General features: G+C 62.8%; 16 protein-coding genes and 1 pseudogene. 8 read left to right on the top strand and 9 right to left on the bottom strand.

The annotated features are described in order from the left end of the window. The first annotated feature begins 4 nt into the window (after positions 1 to 4). Complete coding sequence (locus M2432_RS25925; RefSeq protein WP_280829717.1) at positions 5 to 793, top strand: succinate dehydrogenase iron-sulfur subunit; 789 nt, start codon at positions 5 to 7, stop codon at positions 791 to 793. Positions 794 to 994: 201 nt separating this feature from the next. Next, positions 995 to 1,585, top strand: a complete 591-nt coding sequence (locus M2432_RS25920; protein WP_280829716.1) for a carboxymuconolactone decarboxylase family protein — start codon at positions 995 to 997, stop codon at positions 1,583 to 1,585. A gap of 21 nt (positions 1,586 to 1,606) precedes the next feature. Here M2432_RS25920 and M2432_RS25915 read toward each other — a convergent pair whose 3' ends face one another. The 5 genes and pseudogenes from M2432_RS25915 to M2432_RS25895 all read right to left on the bottom strand — a co-directional run. Next, a complete protein-coding gene (locus tag M2432_RS25915) occupies positions 1,607 to 2,500 on the bottom strand; it encodes a sigma-70 family RNA polymerase sigma factor (protein ID WP_280829715.1) in 894 nt (297 codons plus the stop codon). A 207-nt stretch (positions 2,501 to 2,707) separates the two neighbouring features. Beyond that, a complete protein-coding gene (locus tag M2432_RS25910) occupies positions 2,708 to 3,409 on the bottom strand; it encodes a GNAT family N-acetyltransferase (protein ID WP_280829714.1) in 702 nt (233 codons plus the stop codon). A gap of 2 nt (positions 3,410 to 3,411) precedes the next feature. Next, on the bottom strand, positions 3,412 to 6,051 hold the full coding sequence (locus M2432_RS25905; RefSeq protein WP_280829713.1) for a hypothetical protein: 2,640 nt from the start codon (positions 6,049 to 6,051) through the stop codon (positions 3,412 to 3,414). Between the two features lie 118 nt (positions 6,052 to 6,169). Then, entirely contained in the window at positions 6,170 to 6,307 is a 138-nt protein-coding gene (locus M2432_RS25900; RefSeq protein WP_280829762.1) for a hypothetical protein, read from the bottom strand. A 189-nt stretch (positions 6,308 to 6,496) separates the two neighbouring features. Next, positions 6,497 to 6,636, bottom strand: a pseudogene (locus M2432_RS25895) (phospholipase); the annotation flags it as partial. 197 nt (positions 6,637 to 6,833) lie between these two features. Between M2432_RS25895 and M2432_RS25890 the strand changes: the two are divergent. From M2432_RS25890 to nagA, 4 genes are all read left to right on the top strand, one after another. Next, a complete protein-coding gene (locus tag M2432_RS25890; protein ID WP_280829712.1) occupies positions 6,834 to 7,823 on the top strand; it encodes an SMP-30/gluconolactonase/LRE family protein in 990 nt (329 codons plus the stop codon). A 97-nt stretch (positions 7,824 to 7,920) separates the two neighbouring features. Beyond that, complete coding sequence (locus M2432_RS25885; RefSeq protein ID WP_280829711.1) at positions 7,921 to 9,156, top strand: D-alanyl-D-alanine carboxypeptidase family protein; 1,236 nt, start codon at positions 7,921 to 7,923, stop codon at positions 9,154 to 9,156. Positions 9,157 to 9,261: 105 nt separating this feature from the next. Beyond that, on the top strand, positions 9,262 to 10,650 hold the full coding sequence (locus M2432_RS25880; RefSeq protein ID WP_280829710.1) for a sugar porter family MFS transporter: 1,389 nt from the start codon (positions 9,262 to 9,264) through the stop codon (positions 10,648 to 10,650). After that, complete coding sequence (gene nagA / locus M2432_RS25875) at positions 10,647 to 11,807, top strand: N-acetylglucosamine-6-phosphate deacetylase (protein WP_280829709.1); 1,161 nt, start codon at positions 10,647 to 10,649, stop codon at positions 11,805 to 11,807. The genes M2432_RS25880 and nagA overlap by 4 nt, the downstream gene beginning before the upstream one ends. Here nagA and M2432_RS25870 read toward each other — a convergent pair. Further along, positions 11,730 to 12,611: a sulfite exporter TauE/SafE family protein gene (locus M2432_RS25870; protein ID WP_280829708.1), complete on the bottom strand. Its 882-nt coding sequence runs from the start codon at positions 12,609 to 12,611 to the stop codon at positions 11,730 to 11,732. The genes nagA and M2432_RS25870 overlap by 78 nt on opposite strands. Before the next feature lie 204 nt (positions 12,612 to 12,815). On the opposite strand from M2432_RS25870, the gene M2432_RS25865 reads away from it, so the two are divergent. Beyond that, a complete protein-coding gene (locus M2432_RS25865) occupies positions 12,816 to 14,195 on the top strand; it encodes an MBL fold metallo-hydrolase (RefSeq protein ID WP_280829707.1) in 1,380 nt (459 codons plus the stop codon). A 15-nt stretch (positions 14,196 to 14,210) separates the two neighbouring features. Here the strand turns inward: M2432_RS25865 and yhjD are convergent, their stop codons facing one another. The 3 genes from yhjD to M2432_RS25850 all read right to left on the bottom strand — a co-directional run bounded on the left by yhjD (position 14,211) and on the right by M2432_RS25850 (position 16,806). After that, complete coding sequence (yhjD, locus tag M2432_RS25860) at positions 14,211 to 15,167, bottom strand: inner membrane protein YhjD (protein ID WP_280829706.1); 957 nt, start codon at positions 15,165 to 15,167, stop codon at positions 14,211 to 14,213. Between the two features lie 157 nt (positions 15,168 to 15,324). Next, positions 15,325 to 16,335: a tryptophan--tRNA ligase gene (gene trpS / locus M2432_RS25855; protein ID WP_280829705.1), complete on the bottom strand. Its 1,011-nt coding sequence runs from the start codon at positions 16,333 to 16,335 to the stop codon at positions 15,325 to 15,327. Positions 16,336 to 16,380: 45 nt separating this feature from the next. Beyond that, a complete protein-coding gene (locus M2432_RS25850; RefSeq protein ID WP_280829704.1) occupies positions 16,381 to 16,806 on the bottom strand; it encodes a MarR family transcriptional regulator in 426 nt (141 codons plus the stop codon). A 51-nt stretch (positions 16,807 to 16,857) separates the two neighbouring features. On the opposite strand from M2432_RS25850, the gene M2432_RS25845 reads away from it, so the two are divergent. Then, positions 16,858 to 17,460, top strand: coding sequence for a TIGR03086 family metal-binding protein (locus M2432_RS25845; protein ID WP_280829703.1), 603 nt, complete (start codon positions 16,858 to 16,860; stop codon positions 17,458 to 17,460). Positions 17,461 to 17,633: the final 173 nt, after the last annotated feature.

Raw genomic sequence — 17,633 nt, 5'->3', positions numbered from 1 at the left:
AACCATGAGTGCACCCGTATTGGACAAGGCGAGCGACCCCGCAGGTCCTCCTCTGCCGCCGGTTCCCGACGGCGCCGTCATGGTGACGCTGAAGATCGCCCGGTTCAACCCGGAGAACCCGGACGCCGCCGGCTGGCAGAGCTTCCGCGTCCCCTGCCTGCCCAGCGACCGGTTGCTCAACCTGCTGCTGTACGTGAAGGGCTACCTCGACGGCACGCTGACGTTCCGCCGGTCCTGCGCCCACGGCGTGTGTGGCTCGGACGCCATGCGGATCAACGGCGTCAACCGCCTGGCCTGCAAGGTTCTGATGCGCGACCTGCTGCCCAAGAAAGCCGGCAAGGACCTGACCATCACCATCGAGCCCATCCGCGGCCTGCCCGTGGAGAAGGACCTGGTGGTGAACATGGAGCCGTTCTTCGACGCCTACCGCGCCGTCAAGCCGTTCCTGATCACCTCGGGCAACCCGCCGACCCGCGAGCGCATCCAGTCGCAGACCGACCGGGCCCGCTTCGACGACACCACCAAGTGCATCCTTTGCGCCTGCTGCACCACCAGCTGCCCGGTGTACTGGAGCGAGGGTTCCTACTTCGGCCCGGCCGCGATCGTCAACGCGCATCGGTTCATCTTCGACTCGCGTGACGAGGCCGCCGCCGAGCGCCTCGACATCCTCAACGAGGTCGACGGGGTGTGGCGCTGCCGCACCACCTTCAACTGCACTGAGTCCTGCCCCCGTGGCATCCAGGTGACCAAGGCGATCCAAGAGGTCAAGCGCGCGTTGATGTTTGCGCGTTAGTTGTTCTGGCGGAAAGCCGCGAGACTCCTCCGGGGTCTCGCGGCTTTTCTCATGGGTGCTCTGTTCAGCACTTCCGGTCTGGACCTGTCAACTCTTGTTGACAATGTCAATCAAAGTTGACGGATCCCAACCCGAACCATCCCAGTGGCGACCGCTCACTTCCCTCTGTCACACTTCCGGGCCCTGCCTCGTCTACCAAGCATGAACCAGAAACCACGCGTCGATCCCGTATCCCCGCAACAAGCCAGCCTGCTCACCCGGTTGATGTATCGCTACGCCAAACGGGAGTTCGGCGAGGTTCCCGAGCCCTTCGCCGTCGCCGCACACCATCCGCGGCTATTGGTGGCCAACGCGGTCCACGAAGGCCTGTTGCAAAGCGGATCGAAGAAGCTGCCGGCCACCGTCCGCGACCTCGCGGTGTTCTGGACTGCACGCACTGTCGGCTGCTCCTGGTGCATCGATTTCGGCACCATGCTGATGCGGCTGGAGAGCCTGGACACCGCCCGACTCAAGCACATCGACGAGTACCAAACTTCCGCACTGTTCACCGACGACGAACGCGCAGCGATCACCTATGCCAACGCGATGACCACCGACCCGCACACCGTCACCGACGAGCAGGTCGCGGACCTCAAGCGGCGGTTCGGCGCCGACGGCGTGATCGAGCTGACCTATCAGATCGGCGTGGAGAACATGCGCTCGCGGATGTACGCGGCGCTGGGTATCACCGAGCAGGGGTTCAGCTCCGGTGATGCCTGCCGGGTGCCGTGGGCGGACCAGTCGGGCAGCTAATTTGACCTCAACGGCGCGCCGCTAGTTCGATCGAAGCGGTGACGCCGTGAACTTGTCCGGGTTCGCGATATCCCACACCGCGATGACCTTGCCGGCGCGCACGGTCATCGCGGTGATTCGCGGGAGCAGCTCAGGATAGCCGTCCCGCGCTGGCATCCCGGGGCTGTAGCCACCAAGCTCCCCGTTGACCAGTGCCAGCTGAGTTGCCGAAAGCCATTGCGGCCCATAGCGTCTGGCCAGACCGAACAAGAAGCGCGCCACCTTGTCGGCGCCGACGATGGTCCGCGGTGCGGTCGGTGCGCGACGGTTGGAGTCCCCTGTGAACGTCGCATCGGGATGCAGTAGTTCGACGACTGCCGCCATGTCGGCGCCGGCGATGGCGGCCATCAGCTTACCGACCACCTCGTTATGGGTGGGATCCGGCATCGGCGCGGCAGCCACCGCCCGTCTGGCTCGCGAAGCAAGTTGGCGTGCACTGGCTTCCGTCACGCCGAGCGATTCGGCGATCTCGACGTACGGCACCGCGAACCCGTCGTGCAGCACGAAGGCCACCCGCTGATCGGGGGTCAACCGGTCCAGCACCACCATCGCGGCGAATCGGGCGTCCTCGCCGGAAACCACTGCGGCCAGTGGATCAGCACTATCGAATCCGGTGACCACCGGTTCGGGCAGCCATTGACCGAAATACGCCTCGCGACGGTGCGCCGCCGAACGCAGACGGTCCAGCCCCAACCGACTGACCACGGTGGTCAACCAGGCGCGCAGGTCGCTGATCTCGGAATCGGTTCCATGCCAGCGCAGCCAGGCGTCCTGGACGATGTCCTCAGCGTCCGCATACACCCCGGTCAGCCGGTAGGCGACCGATAACAGGTGCGGCCGCAGCTGCTCGAACTCGTCCAGTTGCGCGGTGGTCACCTTTCCAAGCTACGGCAGGCCACTACTCGAACACAGGCGGCGAGGCGAAAAACGTTGTCAAGCAATGCATTCATCGACATGAGCCATCAACAACAGCAGACTCGCCAGCCATAAGCCGGGTGATACCCGGCACAACGCGCCAGAAAGCTACAGAGAACGCGGGACAGTACCAACGGCATTCGTTCGCAGGTGCAGACCGGCAAGACGTCAGAGGTACTCGGCTGGGTCCGCCAATTCGATGCCGTTCTCCGTTTGAAGTGCTGCCCGGACAGCCCGGACCTCGTCATCGTCGACAATTCCCTCGGTGCCGCTCAGATACTCCTCGATGAATCGCCGAAGTGGCGCAGCATCAACGCGATCCTGTCCCCTCATCACCGATGGGTCCGCCTTGAACACCATCAGAAAGAGGTTTCGCACTCGCGACTGCTCGGCGCTGAGCGCTGGCTGAAAGTACGGCATCCGCAAGATTTTTGCGCCCAGTCCTGCATACAACCGAAGTCGCGCTTTGGGGTCGCCATGGCCTTCATCGTTCTCATAAAAGTCCGGGTTCTCAACTTCAGCAACGACAAGAACCGCGCTGAAATCGGACATCCACGCGGGTATCGCGTCAGCCAACAACCGCTTGCCAATTCCGCGGCCACGAAGGCCGGGGCGTGCCGCCAAATACGACAGCAACATCACTCGACCATCGGCAAACCAGTCGCCAACAATTCCCCCGACAATTTCGCCAGACTCATCGATCGCGATCCGGCCACGAGTCAGTGATGTTCGGTCCGCCAACGCATCGAGCATCTCTCCGCGCTCGACAAGTTCTTCCTCACCAAACGACGGTGCGAGTATTTCGTCGTAGAAGGTCGACAACTGGTTCGGAGTGAGTTCGAACGAATCGACAAGATGCAGGTCAGGCATATCTAACGCCCCTTATTGCGCTTAAAATATAAGACGACAGCCACTAGTACAATCCCATATAAAGCCGCGGCGCCATAAAGATCAAGCGACGAAAGATGGTGGTGTGTCAGAGGGTGTCCTTCGCCAGCCTCTGGATCAGTATCCCAGCCCGGTATGCTCGATCCGTACATCAAGGTCAGGAAAAGTGACAGAAATCCCGAGAACGACAGAACGCCCAAAATAAGCAAGATAATCTGAATCGAATCTTCGTTATGCCGGCTTCTATGGTCATGTAAACGCGACTCACGTCGGTTCATCCTATCGATCGCGATACGCCCTCGCTCAAGATACCCATCAAGGTCATTTTTAAGCTTACCTAATTCCAATTGCTTATAAAGCTTCGCAAGGAACTCCCCTTCAGCCCTCAAGCTGAGGAGCTGCGACGGCTCCAGATAAGTTCGGATTTTGCGCATACGGTCGAGCAGCTCGTGCAGATCCCGTCTGTGGTGACTTAAGTCTCTTTCCTGCTTATCTAATTCCCTATCCTTGTCCGTTTGCATGAGAGTATCGATACCCTGAAGCTTTTCCTCGAGGTCCTTCTTTGCCTCATTGATCAAAGGTCGAAACGATGCCGCAAATTCCGCAACCTCTTGATATCCGTTTTTCACCCAGCTTGGGGTGGACGGCATGTACAGTACCGTCGTTGTTGCCGTGCCCATTGCAAAATCGCCGGGAAAGCACTCGTCGCCGAGCAAGTTGGGCGTAGCACTGTACTTACCCCGGCAGGTCCATTCATCGAGCGTAGTGGCTTCCCGGTTCAGTAATTGCATCAACAGATCGCCATAGCCGTTTTCAATTTCTTGTTTCATTGAGTTCGCATCGGAGTCGACCGACGCCGGCGAACTGGCACTCCCGATCACGACCAATATATGATAGTCGAAATCCGGCTGGAACCCAGATTTATAACGTCGACTCGCGTCATCCGCTCGATATTTCTTCTCATTTTCAGCAGCCCGACCATCGATATAATTATCAGATTCCCTGACAATCCATTCAGAGACGTAATCAATGACGGTCTTGGCATAGTCCGCGATCGTCTTACAATGACTTCCGTCCGGTTTCAGTACTTGTTGGTCATCATCAGAGACGAGTAGATGCTCGCCACAATATGTCGTTGCCAATCTCACAGTTAGATTTAACCAATCGCGAGTCCCCCGCTCCTTTGACTCGAGTTTCACCCGCAAGTAGTGGTTGCCTAGGTCATTGAACAGAAGTTCAACATCAAATTTCCATTTAAAGCGGCCGTCATCCACCAAACTGACGGTGATTGGCGGCATTGGGATACAGACGGTGGCGTTCAGTTCTTCTCGGCGACCTCCCCAAGTCCACATGTCGTTGAGTTGGAGTTTCACCGGGGCTTTCGGAGTCAGGTCGGCTGGCGAAAATTCTGACTTCGCACCGGATTTATTGACGTCCGGTGCGTATATCTTTTTCGATTCATCGTCGAATTCAAGTGCCCGCATGAACTCCTGGACCTCTTGTACGTCGACGTCCGCCAATGCGAAAGGGTATATGTAGGTGAAATCTACATCATTCAGTGCGACAATCGGCGTCACCGACCTGTTAGACAATCGAGTAAGCCAAGCTGTCAAAGTTGCACGATACGGCGGTAGCTCGCTCGCGTATACATCGTTACCGAGCTCTGCTCGGGCCATTACCACCCGCGACGCTGCATTGTTTAGTGCATTGACCGCTGCCGTCATCTTCTCATCGTCGGATTCGAAGCGAACCGTCGGATCTATGTCACCGGCACGTCGCACCGCGTCCGCCGTCTGCGCAATGCAACTGTAATAGATTCTGTGGAGGTTAATAACGTACCAGACGAGACACTGAACATCTCCACAAGCATTCTCGTGGTTCGCATGGACTGCGATGAGCTCATTCTCAAGACATTTCTCACAATGGCCAGCGATTTCGTTCGCACGTGCATGTATTGCAACAGATGAGCCTGCATACACCGCAGCCTCGACACTCATTGCCCCGACCAGCAATGGCTTACACTTCGCACCCGCTTCACCATCAGGCGCGGGCAATTCAAAACCAGTGAGCGCTACCAATTCGTTGAGGATAAAGTGCGTGAGAGCAATATTGGCGGTGGAGGCTTCGCGGTGCTCACCATGCAACCGTCGATATCCTACAATCGCATGTGCTACGTACTCGTTAACTGCATCGTGATCCGAGCTGAGTTCCCATTTCTTCATCCCTAACGCAAAAACAAAGTAAGCGACTAACGGTTCGCAATTTTTCTTGGCTGCGGCCTCCCACACATGCTGCCATGCAGCATCGACTTTTTCTGCAGCACCACCTTGACCTTCTGGACCGCTGCCCTTTCTAGATTCTGCATTATCCCTTTTGCAGTGGAATAAGCGATCAAACGTTGAGCCAGTTTCATCGCGGTCGCCAGCTTCCTCAGGCTTTTCTTCTCCATCCGCTTCAGGCTCTTCGTGCTCACAAACAGTTTTCAGATCGGAACGCGAGATCGCGTATTCGTTTTCTAGCTTCGTCCGAATCCTATCGATATTCCGGGCATTCCACTCATCTCGAAGTTCGCTCCACGATATTTCCGATTCTTCATTCCCGACTGCGATGGCTGACTGTGTCATTATCTACCTCGGTTGGTGAAGTTATTAAAGGTGGAAGATCGACGACGAAGTCATTATGCACTTCAGCGCGGCGGCGCGCGCATTTATGCGTACAACGGGTTCCCCACGTAACGTTCCGTTACCGAGGCGTTTGTTGTTGCGCATCAACATGGTTCCTGTCATCGAACACCTCGGCGATACTGCGCAGCTCGTCCCAGCTGAGTTCCTGTTTCTCCTCCAGCGCTGCCACCATCTGTTGCAGAAGCGGCAGATTCACCCGTAGCCGGTAGAGGACTCGCTGGTAAACCTGCCCGCAGCGGATCGCCCATATGTTGTTCCTGGGCTGCAGTCGGCGTAGTAGTCCAGCGCAGACCCTCACCATCGCCGAGACCGGACTGGCAGGCGACAAGCGTGCCGGGGTCGGGTGGCTGCAGCCAGGTCGCTGCCCCAGGTGGCGCCGCCTCCCCGACCCAGCCGATGTTCCCGACACTCGCTGCAACCGGTACCCGGCGTCGAGCACCGCGGCGACGGCCCCGACCAACCCGACACCCTGACGCCGCCGCCCGAGAGGGCGAAGTCGGCACGGGAGCCGTGGCCCTCTGCCACGTCCGCCTCTGGATCCGATTGCCAGCTGAGCTGTCAGTTGGTTCGGATGGTCCCAGAACCGGCAAACATGCGGAGGATTGTCGCCGCCATTGGCAGACAACCTCTCAACCCGTCCACGCAATTGATTCCGCTGGGACTCCTACGATGCGATCGGAGACTCCGAATCACGTGTGAAATCAATAAAGCTAAGGAAAACGATGACATCCAAACCTCCGATCGACCCGGTGCGCTGGACCCCGCCCCCGGTCGACGCGTTGCCCGATTTCCCACCGGTCGACCTGACCGTCGTTCCGATGCCCGAAGGCGCCCCTGAGGACGTCGTCGTCGATGCCGACGGGCACCTGTGGACCGGGCTGGTCGACGGCCGCATCGTGCGCGTAACAGCAAGTGGCACAATTGAAACCGTTGCCGACACCGGCGGGCGCCCATTGGGTCTGCACGTGGCCCGCGACGGGCGTCTGCTCATCTGCGACAGCTATCGCGGGCTGCTGGCCATGGAACCGGCCACCGGCGAGATCGAGACGTTGCTAACGCAGGTCGACGGCCGGCCGCTCAAGTTCTGCTCCAATGCCACCGAAACTGCCGACGGCACAATCTATTTCACCGAGTCGACCAGCCGGTTCCACTACGAGCACTACGAGGCGGCGTTCCTGGAGGCACGCGGGGACGGTGGGCTGTATCGCCTCACCACCGACGGCACCGTCAGCACGTTGGCCGACCACCTGTATTTCGCCAACGGAGTCACGGTGACCGCCGACGGGTCAGCGCTGGTGTTCGCCGAGACCCAGGGCCGTCGACTCTCCAAGTTCTGGCTGTCCGGGCCGCAGGCAGGCAGCGTCACCCCGCTCGCGGTCAATCTGCCTGGCATGCCAGACAACATCTCGACCGGGTCCGATGGTCGAATCTGGGTGTCGATGGTCCGTCCGGCTTACGCCACGGCCGACTGGTTGGCGTCCCGGCACCCGGCACTGCGCAAGCTGGCTTGGCAGTTGCCTGCGGCGCTGCAACCGCCAATGCCTTCGGAGGTGTGGGCGGTGGCCTTCGACCCCGACAACGGTCGCGCGGTGACCGGCCTGCGCACCCGGCACCCCGGTTTCGGTCAGGTCACCGGACTGGTTGAGCACGACGGTCGACTCTGGATGAGCTGTATCGGGTTCCCGGCTCTGGCCCACTGTGAGCTGCCCTGAGCCCTCCCTGTACCAAATAACAGAAGCAACATCAACCACACCTGTCACAGCGCGGCTACCTGGAATCGGCACCCCTCTGGCCTAGTCTGGCGACACGATGGCGACCAACCGAAACCCGGCCCACCGCGTTGCAGCCCTGGCAGCAGCGTTTTTTCTGGCATCCGCACCCGCGCTTGCCCACGCCGAACCGGCCCCGCCCGACACCAACGCGTGCCCCTACCGAGTTAACACTCCCCCGGCGGTCGACCAGTCCGAAGTACCGAAGGCCGGCGACCCGCCCGAGCCGCTTCCCGTGCCCGCAACCCCACTCGGCGGTGACCTGATGTCCGGTTGCGGAGTGGTCGCCGCCCCCGGCATACCACCACTGCCGGGCGACGTGTCCGCCGACGGCTGGCTGCTCGCAGACCTGGACAACGGCGACATCATCGCCGCCAAAGACCCGCACGGCCGTTACCGTCCCGCCAGCATCATCAAGGTGCTGATCGCCACCCAGGCGCTGCGCGAACTGCCGCTGGGCAAACGCGTCACCGGCACCGTCGACGACGCCAACGCCGAGGGCACCCGGGTCGGCGTCGACGTCGACGGCAGCTACACCGTCAATGACCTGCTGCACGGTCTACTGATGCATTCCGGCAACGACGCGGCGCACGCCCTGGCCATGCAGGTGGGCGGCATGGACACCGCCATCGGGAAGATCAACGACCTGGCCGCCAAGTTGGGCGGTCGCGATACCCGGGTGGCCACCCCATCCGGCTTGGACGGCCCGGGCATGAGCACCTCGCCGTATGACATCGGCCTGTTCTATCGCTACGCCTGGCAGAACCCCACGTTCGCCAGCATCGTCGCGACCCAGAAGTTCATGTTCCCCGGGCACCCGGCCAAGCCCGGCGAACCGAGCGATCACCCGCCTTATGAGCTGGAGAACGACAACAGGCTGTTGTACAACTACCCGGGCGCGCTCGGCGGCAAGACCGGCTACACCGACGACGCCGGACAAACCTTCGTCGGAGCCGCCGATCGGGGCGGCCGTCGACTGGTCGCCATCCTGCTGCACGGCACCCGGTTGCCCATCGCACCGTGGGAGCAGGCCGCACATCTGCTGGACTACGGGTTCGCCACTCCGCCCGGCACCAAGGTCGGCACCCTGATCGAGCCCGACCCGTCGCTCATCCAACACAAGCCGGCGCCGACGCAGGCCATGGCGGCTGCGATACCCGCAGCCGATGCACTACCGATCCGGATCGGGGTCGGTGTGGTCGGCACGGTCGTGGTGCTGTCGCTGATGATGGCAGCCCGCTCGATCAACCGCCGTCCGCAACACTCGAGCCGATAGCGCCGAACCTACCGGGGTTGCCCGCCGCGTGGTGTTAAGTCTGTTCCAACACCCGGACTTTTCCAGCACCTGGACACCGGGTACGGACAATGCGGAGGATTACGCGTGGGCAGATCAACACACGTGGCGACGCTGGTCGCCGTCACCGCGGCGAGCATCGGCGTCATCTACGGTTACGACCTGTCAAACATCGCCGGCGCCATGCTGTTCATCACCGACCAGTTCAAACTGAGCACGCACCAACAAGAATTGGTCACCACCGCCGTGGTCGTCGGGCAATTGGTCGGTGCCATCGGAGCCGGCGCCCTGGCGAACGCCATCGGCCGCAAGGCATCCATGGTGCTGGTGGCCTTCACCTACGCGGCATTCGCATTGTTCAGCGCCTTCGCCACGACTGTGCCGATGCTGCTGGTCGCCCGCCTGCTCCTGGGCCTGACCATCGGCGTCTCGATCGTCGTGGTTCCGGTCTTCGTCGCCGAGTCAGCGCCGGCGGCAACCCGGGGACGGCTGTTGGTTGCCTACCAGGTCGCCACCGTGGCCGGCATCATCGTCGGCTACCTGACCTCGTACGCGCTGGCGGACAGCCGCGACTGGCAGCTGATGCTCGGGCTGGCGGCGCTGCCGGCCGTACTCGTCGGCTTCATGCTGCTGAAGATGCCCGACACCGCCCGCTGGTACCTGCTCCAGGGCCGCGACGATGACGCCAAACAAGCACTGCAACAGGTCAATCCGAACACATCCGATGACGACATCGACGCCGAGCTGGCCGAAATCCGCGAAGCGCTGATGGCCGAGAGCGGCGGCACGGTCCGCGAGCTGGTACGCCGACCATATCTGCGAGCCACGGTTTTTGTTGTAGCACTGGGCTTTTTCATTCAGATCACCGGAATCAACGCGGTGGTGTATTACAGTCCAAGGCTTTTCGAGAAGATGGGGTACACCGGGAACTTCGCCCTACTGGTGCTGCCAGCCCTGATTCAGGTCGCCGCCCTGATCGCAGTGGTGGTGTCACTGTTGCTGGTCGACCGCGTCGGCCGACGCCCAATCCTGTTGGGTGGCATTGCCATGATGATCGTCGCCAACATCATCCTGATCGCAGTGTTCGCCGACAACCTGCGCAACAACACCCTGGGCTTCGTCGGCGTGCTGCTGTTCACCGTCGGCTTCACATTCGGATTCGGCGCGCTGGTATGGGTGTACGCCGGCGAGAGTTTCCCGGCACAGCTGCGGTCGCTGGGCTCGAGCACCATGCTGACCTCGGACCTGGTGGCCAACGCCATTGTTGGCGCGTTCTTCCTGACCATGCTCAACACTCTTGGTGGCGCAGGCACTTTCGCAGTGTTCGGCGCGCTGGCGTTGATGGCCTTCGGGTTTGTCTACCGGTTCGCTCCGGAAACCCGCGGCCGCCAACTCGAGGACATCCGGCACTTCTGGGAGAACGGCGGCTCGTGGCCGGCACCGGACGCCGCCCTGAATTCGGCTGACCGACAATGACACTGGTGACTGCCGCAGCGGTGGTGCTGCACGACAGGATGTGCCGGCCCGGCTGGCTGGAGATCAGCGGCGACCGCATCGTGGCATGTGGCGAGGGTACGGCGCCCCGTGCCGCGGATTTCGATTTTCCTAATTGCGTTGTGGTGCCGGGCTTTGTGGACATGCACGTGCACGGCGGCGGCGGATTCTCGTACAGCACAGACGTTGCCGCCACTGCCTGGTTCCACCGTGACCACGGAACCACCAGCACCCTGGCCAGCCTGGTCACCGCGTCCCCGTTAGACTTGTTGGAGCAGGTCCGGGTGCTTGCCGACGCCACCAGGGACGGCACTATCGCAGGTATTCATCTGGAAGGGCCGTGGCTGAGTTCGGTACGTTGCGGCGCACACGACGCCACGCAGTTACGCGAGCCCGACCCGGCAGAGATCGATGCCCTACTGGCGGCCGCTGACGGCACCATCAGGATGGTCACTATCGCCCCCGAACTGCCCGGCGCCGATGCCGCGATCGAACGTCTGGTGGATGCCGAAGTCGTGGTGGCCGTTGGCCATACCGATGCCAGTTATGAGCTGACCAAGCATGCAGTGCGGATGGGCGCCACCGTCGGGACCCATGTGTTCAATGCCATGCGGCCACTGCATCATCGCGATCCGGGGCCCGCCCTGGCACTGCTGGAGGACCCGAGGGTCACCGTCGAGTTGATTGCCGACGGCGTGCACGTACATCCCGCGCTGGTCCATCAGGTCGCGCAGACCGCAGGCGCCGACCGCGTCGCGCTGATCACCGACGCGATGGCCGCGGCAGGTCTGGGAGACGGGTCATTTCGGTTGGGGCCGTTGGATGTTGAGGTCAGCGGGTCGGTGGCCAGGGTCCACGGCCGGACCACCATCGCCGGCAGCACCGCGACCATGGATGCGCTGTTCCGCACCGCGGCAACAGGTTTGGAGCCCGCGTCAGATGCCGCGATGTTGCATGCGGTCGCGATGACCTCGACAACACCGGCCCGAGCCCTCGGTATCGACGGCGCCGGGTGCCTTCAACCGGGGGCCAACGCCGATCTCGTGGTACTCGATCAGCAGCTACACGTTCACGCGGTGATGGCTCGCGGGGTGTGGACCAAGAACGCCGCTGCGCCTACGGGCGACGCGCGCCTTTGACGACGCCGAGACAACTGCGGCGATCACGACCAGCACAGCCACGCTGATTCCCACCGCGGGGTGAATCTCCTGGGCGAAAATCACCGAGGACATGGCCAATACGAACCAGCCAAACGCCTTACGTAGCACGTCGGGGTTGACGTAGGCCGTCAGCCGGGCCCCGATCAAGCCACCGATCACCGCTGCGACGGTGACCATCAGCGCCAGCGGCCAGTAGATCTGCACCGACGACAGATACCCCGCCAGGCCTGCGAACGAATTCATTGTGATCACCACGAGTGATGTGCCGACGGCTACCGGCATGGACAGGCCACCGAGCAGCACCAGCGCGGGAACCACCACGAAGCCACCGCCGGCACCGATCAAGCCGGTCACCAGACCCACGACGAGGCCCAGGGCTAGGGCCTTGGGGATCGGCAGGGCGCCACCGCTGGATTCTTGCGCCGCATTCTTGCGTCCACGCAGCATTGCGGCCGCGGTGGCCACCATCACCAGCGCGAACCCGATCAGCAGTACCGTGCCCGGGATAGCGCGGGCCAGCAGCCCGCCCAGGTAGGCGCCCGCCATGCCGGCCGCTCCGAACACCAGCCCGACGCGCCACTGCACGCGGCCGGCCCGAGCATGTGAGATGGCGCCGACGGCGCTGGTGGTCCCGACCACCAACAGCGAGGTGGCGATCGCAACCTTGGCGTCCATGCCCGCGACATACGCCAGCAACGGCACCATCAATATCGAACCGCCGCCGCCGAGCACCCCTAGGGTGACCCCGACCAAGACCGCCGCAGCAACGGTAAGCGCGATCATCGCAGGCCTCCCTGCTCGGCCGGCCCGGATGCGTCGGTAGTCAACGGGGACGTGGTCATGGCATACCCTTCTTTGCAATACCCCTGGGGGTATATTCACCATCATCGTACACATACCCATAGGGGTATGCATCAACCTTTGGAATTTATACCCCCAGGGGTATAGTTACATTAACCGAGAAGTCCCCTACCCAAGGAGCACCAGATGATCCTGGAGCAGTACTACATCGAATGCCTGTCGCACGCGTCGTATCTCATCGGCGACGAAATCAGCGGCCGCGCAATCATTGTCGATCCGCGCCGCGACATCACCGAATACCTCGCAGACGCCGAGAAGTACGGCCTGAGCATCGAGGGCGTCGTCAACACCCACTTTCACGCCGACTTCGTCTCCGGCCACCTGGAGTTGGTCGAGGCCACCGGCGCCTGGATCGGATTCGGCGAATCAGCCGAAACCGACTACCCCATCCGCAGGCTGGCGCACGGCGAACACATCACGCTGGGCGAGGTCGACCTGGAGATTCTGGCCACCCCGGGGCACACCTGGGAGTCGATCAGCATCGCAGTCAGCGAACGCCCGGGCGCTGCGCCGACCGCGGTGCTAACCGGCGATTCGCTGTTCATCGGCGATGTCGGCCGCCCCGATCTGGTGAATATCGGCGACAGTTCCACCGAAGAACTCGCCCGCGCGATGTACCACTCCATCCACGACACCTTGCTGGCGCTGCCCGACGACGTCGTCGTCATGCCCGCGCATGGCGCGGGTTCTTCGTGCGGCAAGAACCTGTCCACCGAACTGACGTCGACCATCGGCGAGCAGCGCACCACCAACCCATCTGTCCAGCCGATGAGCGAAGACGCCTTCATCGAGTTGATCACCCATGGGCAGCCGGCGGCGCCGTCGTACTTCGCGGTCGACGCCGCGATGAACAAGCGTGTGCACCCGCTGCTGGACCGGGCGCGCAGCATCCCGGAGTTCACTCCGACACAGATCCGGCAGGCTCTGGCGGCCGGCCTGCGGGTGCTCGACGCGCGCAGCGTCGACGACTTCACCAACGGCCACCTGCGTGGTTCGGTAAACGTCGGGTTCGACGGCCGGTTCGCCGAAACCGGTGGCATGGTGGCCGATGTCGGCGAGCAGATCATCCTGATCACCTACCCCGGCGAGGAACAGGACGCCGCACTGCGACTGGCCCGCATCGGATCGGACAACGCTGTCGGCTACCTGCACGTCGACCGCGACGGCCAATTCCCCACCCAGTTGACCGATCTGGTGGTCGAGGCATCGCGGCTGCGGGTCGCCGACGTCGATCGCATGCTGGCCGAAGACGCGGTGACGCTGATCGACATCCGCAACCCGGGTGAGCGCGAGTCCGGCGCGATTCCCGGTTCGATCGGAATCCCGTTGGCGCAGTTGCGTTCACGTCTGACCGACGTGCCGACCGACAAGCCGATCGTGCTGCACTGCGCGGGCGGCTGGCGCTCCAGCGTGGCGGCATCGTTGCTGCGCGCGGAGGGCTTCGCCGATGCCGCCGACCTGGAGGGTGGGTACAACACTTGGGCCGAATCTCGCGTCGCCGTCTAACTGACGCGAGACCCACTACCGCCGTCGGACCAGCCACGAAAGGCCAAGCGCACCAAGGAAACCCACGGCAGCACCGATCGCCACACTGCCTGCGTCGACGCCGTCGCCGGCATGGTGGCGGGTAGTGATGACCACGGCAGGCCCCGGCGGTGCAATCGGGGCCTCCACCAGGTTTTCCTTCGACGTCGCGGCCCAAGCCGTCGAGAACAGCAGCAACCGGGCCGTCACGAAGGCAAACACCATCAAGCCCAGCACCGGGCCGAACGTGGCTCCGGCCGGGCCGTGCATCACGGACCTCAGCAGGATCGACGCCAACTGCTTGAAGATCTCGAAGCCCACGGCGGCGATCAGCGCGGCCCGTACCGAGCTGCGCAGGCTCACCGACTCGCGCGGTAGCCGGGCGATGATCCAGGTGAACAGCATCCACGCCACCAGGAATGAGACCACCAAGGATGCCATGCCCAGCACGTCGCCCAGATGCGGTATATGGCCCAGGCCCAGCCAGTTGAGCACCTTGGTCATCAGGGCCGGATCACCGAGCACCGTCAGCGCAATGGTGAGAGCCAGCGCAATGAACGTCGAGACCAACGCCACCAGGTCCGACAGCTTGTTGCGGACAAATCCGTCCGATTCCCGCTGCTGCTCCCACATCTCAGTCAGCGCCTTGCGCAGGTTGGCCATCCAGCCAAGCCCGGCCCATGCCGCAGTGAGCAGGCCGATGACGCCGACGGTACCGCGCGAGTTGATTGCCGAGTCGATCAAGGAGATGAGCTGGTGCCCGAAATCGCCCGACACCGACTCCCGGATCCGATCCTCAATGTGGGCCAGTAAGTCCGGACGACTGGCCAGCAGGAACCCACCGGCCGCGAAGCCGACCATCAGCAACGGGAACAGTGCGAACACCGTGTAATACGTGATTCCGGCGGCATAGAAATCACCGTTGCAGTCCTGGTAGCGCTCCTGCGCCGTCATCACACGGTCAAACCACGGAAATCTTTGCCGCAGCCGGTCTACGATCCCCGGCTTGTCCGACTCAGTGCTGTCCGCCACTGCTCCCCGCAATCCGCGCCGCCATTTGCCGGAATCCTAAAGTGCGCAACGCCGAAAAGAGTGGCGTATCAGCGGGGTGTCAGGCCTTGCGCTGCAGAAATCCGAGCCGGTCGTTGACCCGCTGCAGCGTCGCGTTTGCCACCTTCTCGGCGCGGGCGGCCCCAGCCGCCAGAACCGACTCCAGTTCGGCGGGATCAGCCAGCAGCTCATCCACCCGGGACTTGATCGGCGTGACGTACTCGACGACGGCTTCAGCGGTCTCCTTCTTCAGGTCGCCGTAGCCGCGACCCTGGTAACCGGCCACCAGCGCGTCGATAGCGGTGCCGGTCACCGCGGACTGGATGGTCAGCAGGTTCGAGATACCCGGCTTGGCCTCCTGGTCGAACCGGATCTCGCGCTCGCTGTCGGTTACCGCGGAGCGAATCTTCTTGGCGCTCTTGGCCGGATCGTCGAGCAGGTTGATCAGCCCGGCGTCGGTGGCGGCCGACTTGCTCATCTTCGAGTTCGGGTCCTGCAGGTCGTAAATCTTCGCGGTGGCCTTGGGGATCATTGCCTCCGGCACCACGAAGGTGTCCGGGAACTGGCTGTTGAATCGCTGCGCCAAGTCGCGAGCCAGCTCCAGATGCTGACGCTGGTCCTCCCCGACCGGCACCAGATCGGTGTCGTAGAGCAGGATGTCCGCGGCCATCAGCACCGGGTAAGTGAAAAGGCCGACCGTGGTGGACTCCGTCCCCTGCTTGGCCGACTTGTCCTTGAACTGCGTCATCCGGGAGGCCTGCCCGAACCCGGTGAAACAGCCGAGCACCCAGCTCAATTGACTGTGCGCGGCCACGTGGCTCTGGACGAAGACTGTGCTGCGGGCTGGGTCGATGCCCAGGGCCAGGTACTGCGCGGCGGTCACCAACGTGCGACGACGCAGCGTCTCGGGGTCCTGCGGGACCGTGATGGCATGCAGGTCAACGACGCAGAAGTACGCGTCGTAGCCGTCCTGCAGGTGGGCCCAGTTCTGCACCGCACCCAGCGCATTGCCGAGGTGAAGAGAGTCGGAGGTGGGTTGTGCCCCGGAGAAGACGACGCGCTGGTTGCTCATGATGGGTTCGATTTTCTCACTGACGTCATCCGGTTTTTCCCGGGGTCACGCGCGGGGTGGACTCAGGCGCGCCAAAGCACGCAGGAAGACGCGCCGTTCCTCGGTGGTCAGCTCGCCCAGCCACTGCTCCTCGCCGCGCTGGATGTCGGCCTGCACCGCGTCCTTGAGCCGGCGCCCGGGCGTGGTGATGGCCAGCAGCCGTACCCGCCGATCGTCCGGGTCGGGGGTGCGCTCGATGAGCCCGCGGTCCTGGAGTTCATCCAGCGTGCGGATGATTCGGGTCTTGTCGGCTCCTATCGCCTCGGCCAGCGCGGCCTGCGACCGCATAGGAGTCTCGTCCAGGGCCAGCAACACGATGTAGCCCCACATGGTGATGCCGTGCGCGTCCAGCACGGGCTGTTCCGCGGCGATCAGCTCACGCAGCAGCGGTGCGAGCATCGCTGCCAGATCGGGCCGCCGGGTCGAAGTCATCCGACTATGGTAGGCATTGCCATATCGTAATCATACGCTTACTATAAGCGCATGACTACAGCTACCAGCTTGTTGCACTGGCACAGGACCGCGCTACAGGCCACCGTCGACCTGGTCGATACCATCGACACCGACCAATTGCGCAGGCAAACCCCTTGCACTGATTGGAATCTCGGCGACCTGCTGACACACATGACGGTGCAGCACCAGGGCTTCGCAGCAGCCGCGCGGGGTGGTGGCCAGGACCTTGCGGTCTGGGACCCAGCGAGCGTCCGCGACGCAGTGCTCAGCGATCCGGCCGGCAGTTACGCCGGGGCCGCTCGTGACGTGCTGGCCGCGTTCGCCGATGCCGACCTCGAAACCCCGTTCGCGCTACCGGAACTCGGCGCGGACGCCCCCGCCGAGATGGCCATCGGCTTCCATTTCATTGACTACGTGGTGCACGGCTGGGATGTCGCCGCCAGCCTGAGCCGGCCTTGGCAGCTGCCTGACGACCTCATCGCGGCGGCGCTGCCGCTGGCATTGGCCGTGCCCGACGGAGACTTCCGCAGCTTCCCGAACGCGCCGTTCGGTCCGACCCAAAGTGGCTCAGCTCCAACAGATTTAGACCGGCTTTTGCTCCACCTCGGCCGCAACCCGCAGTGGAGCGCCTAGGGTAGTTCCGCGAGGGCAGCCCATGGCGGTCTGATGAGCCTCCCCGATCGCCGAATCGCCATGGTCAGGAATTGTCGTACCCTTCTGCTTTGATGGTGTTATGTCCACCACCGCAACACCTTTGGCCACCGAGGCGTCCCCCGGTGAGCGCCTGGAGGCGTTGTTCGACGAGG

This window comes from Mycobacterium sp. OTB74 (assembly GCF_029892685.1).
In the GTDB taxonomy this organism is placed as follows: domain Bacteria; phylum Actinomycetota; class Actinomycetes; order Mycobacteriales; family Mycobacteriaceae; genus Mycobacterium.
This window is presented reverse-complemented; position numbering and strand designations above follow the sequence as displayed.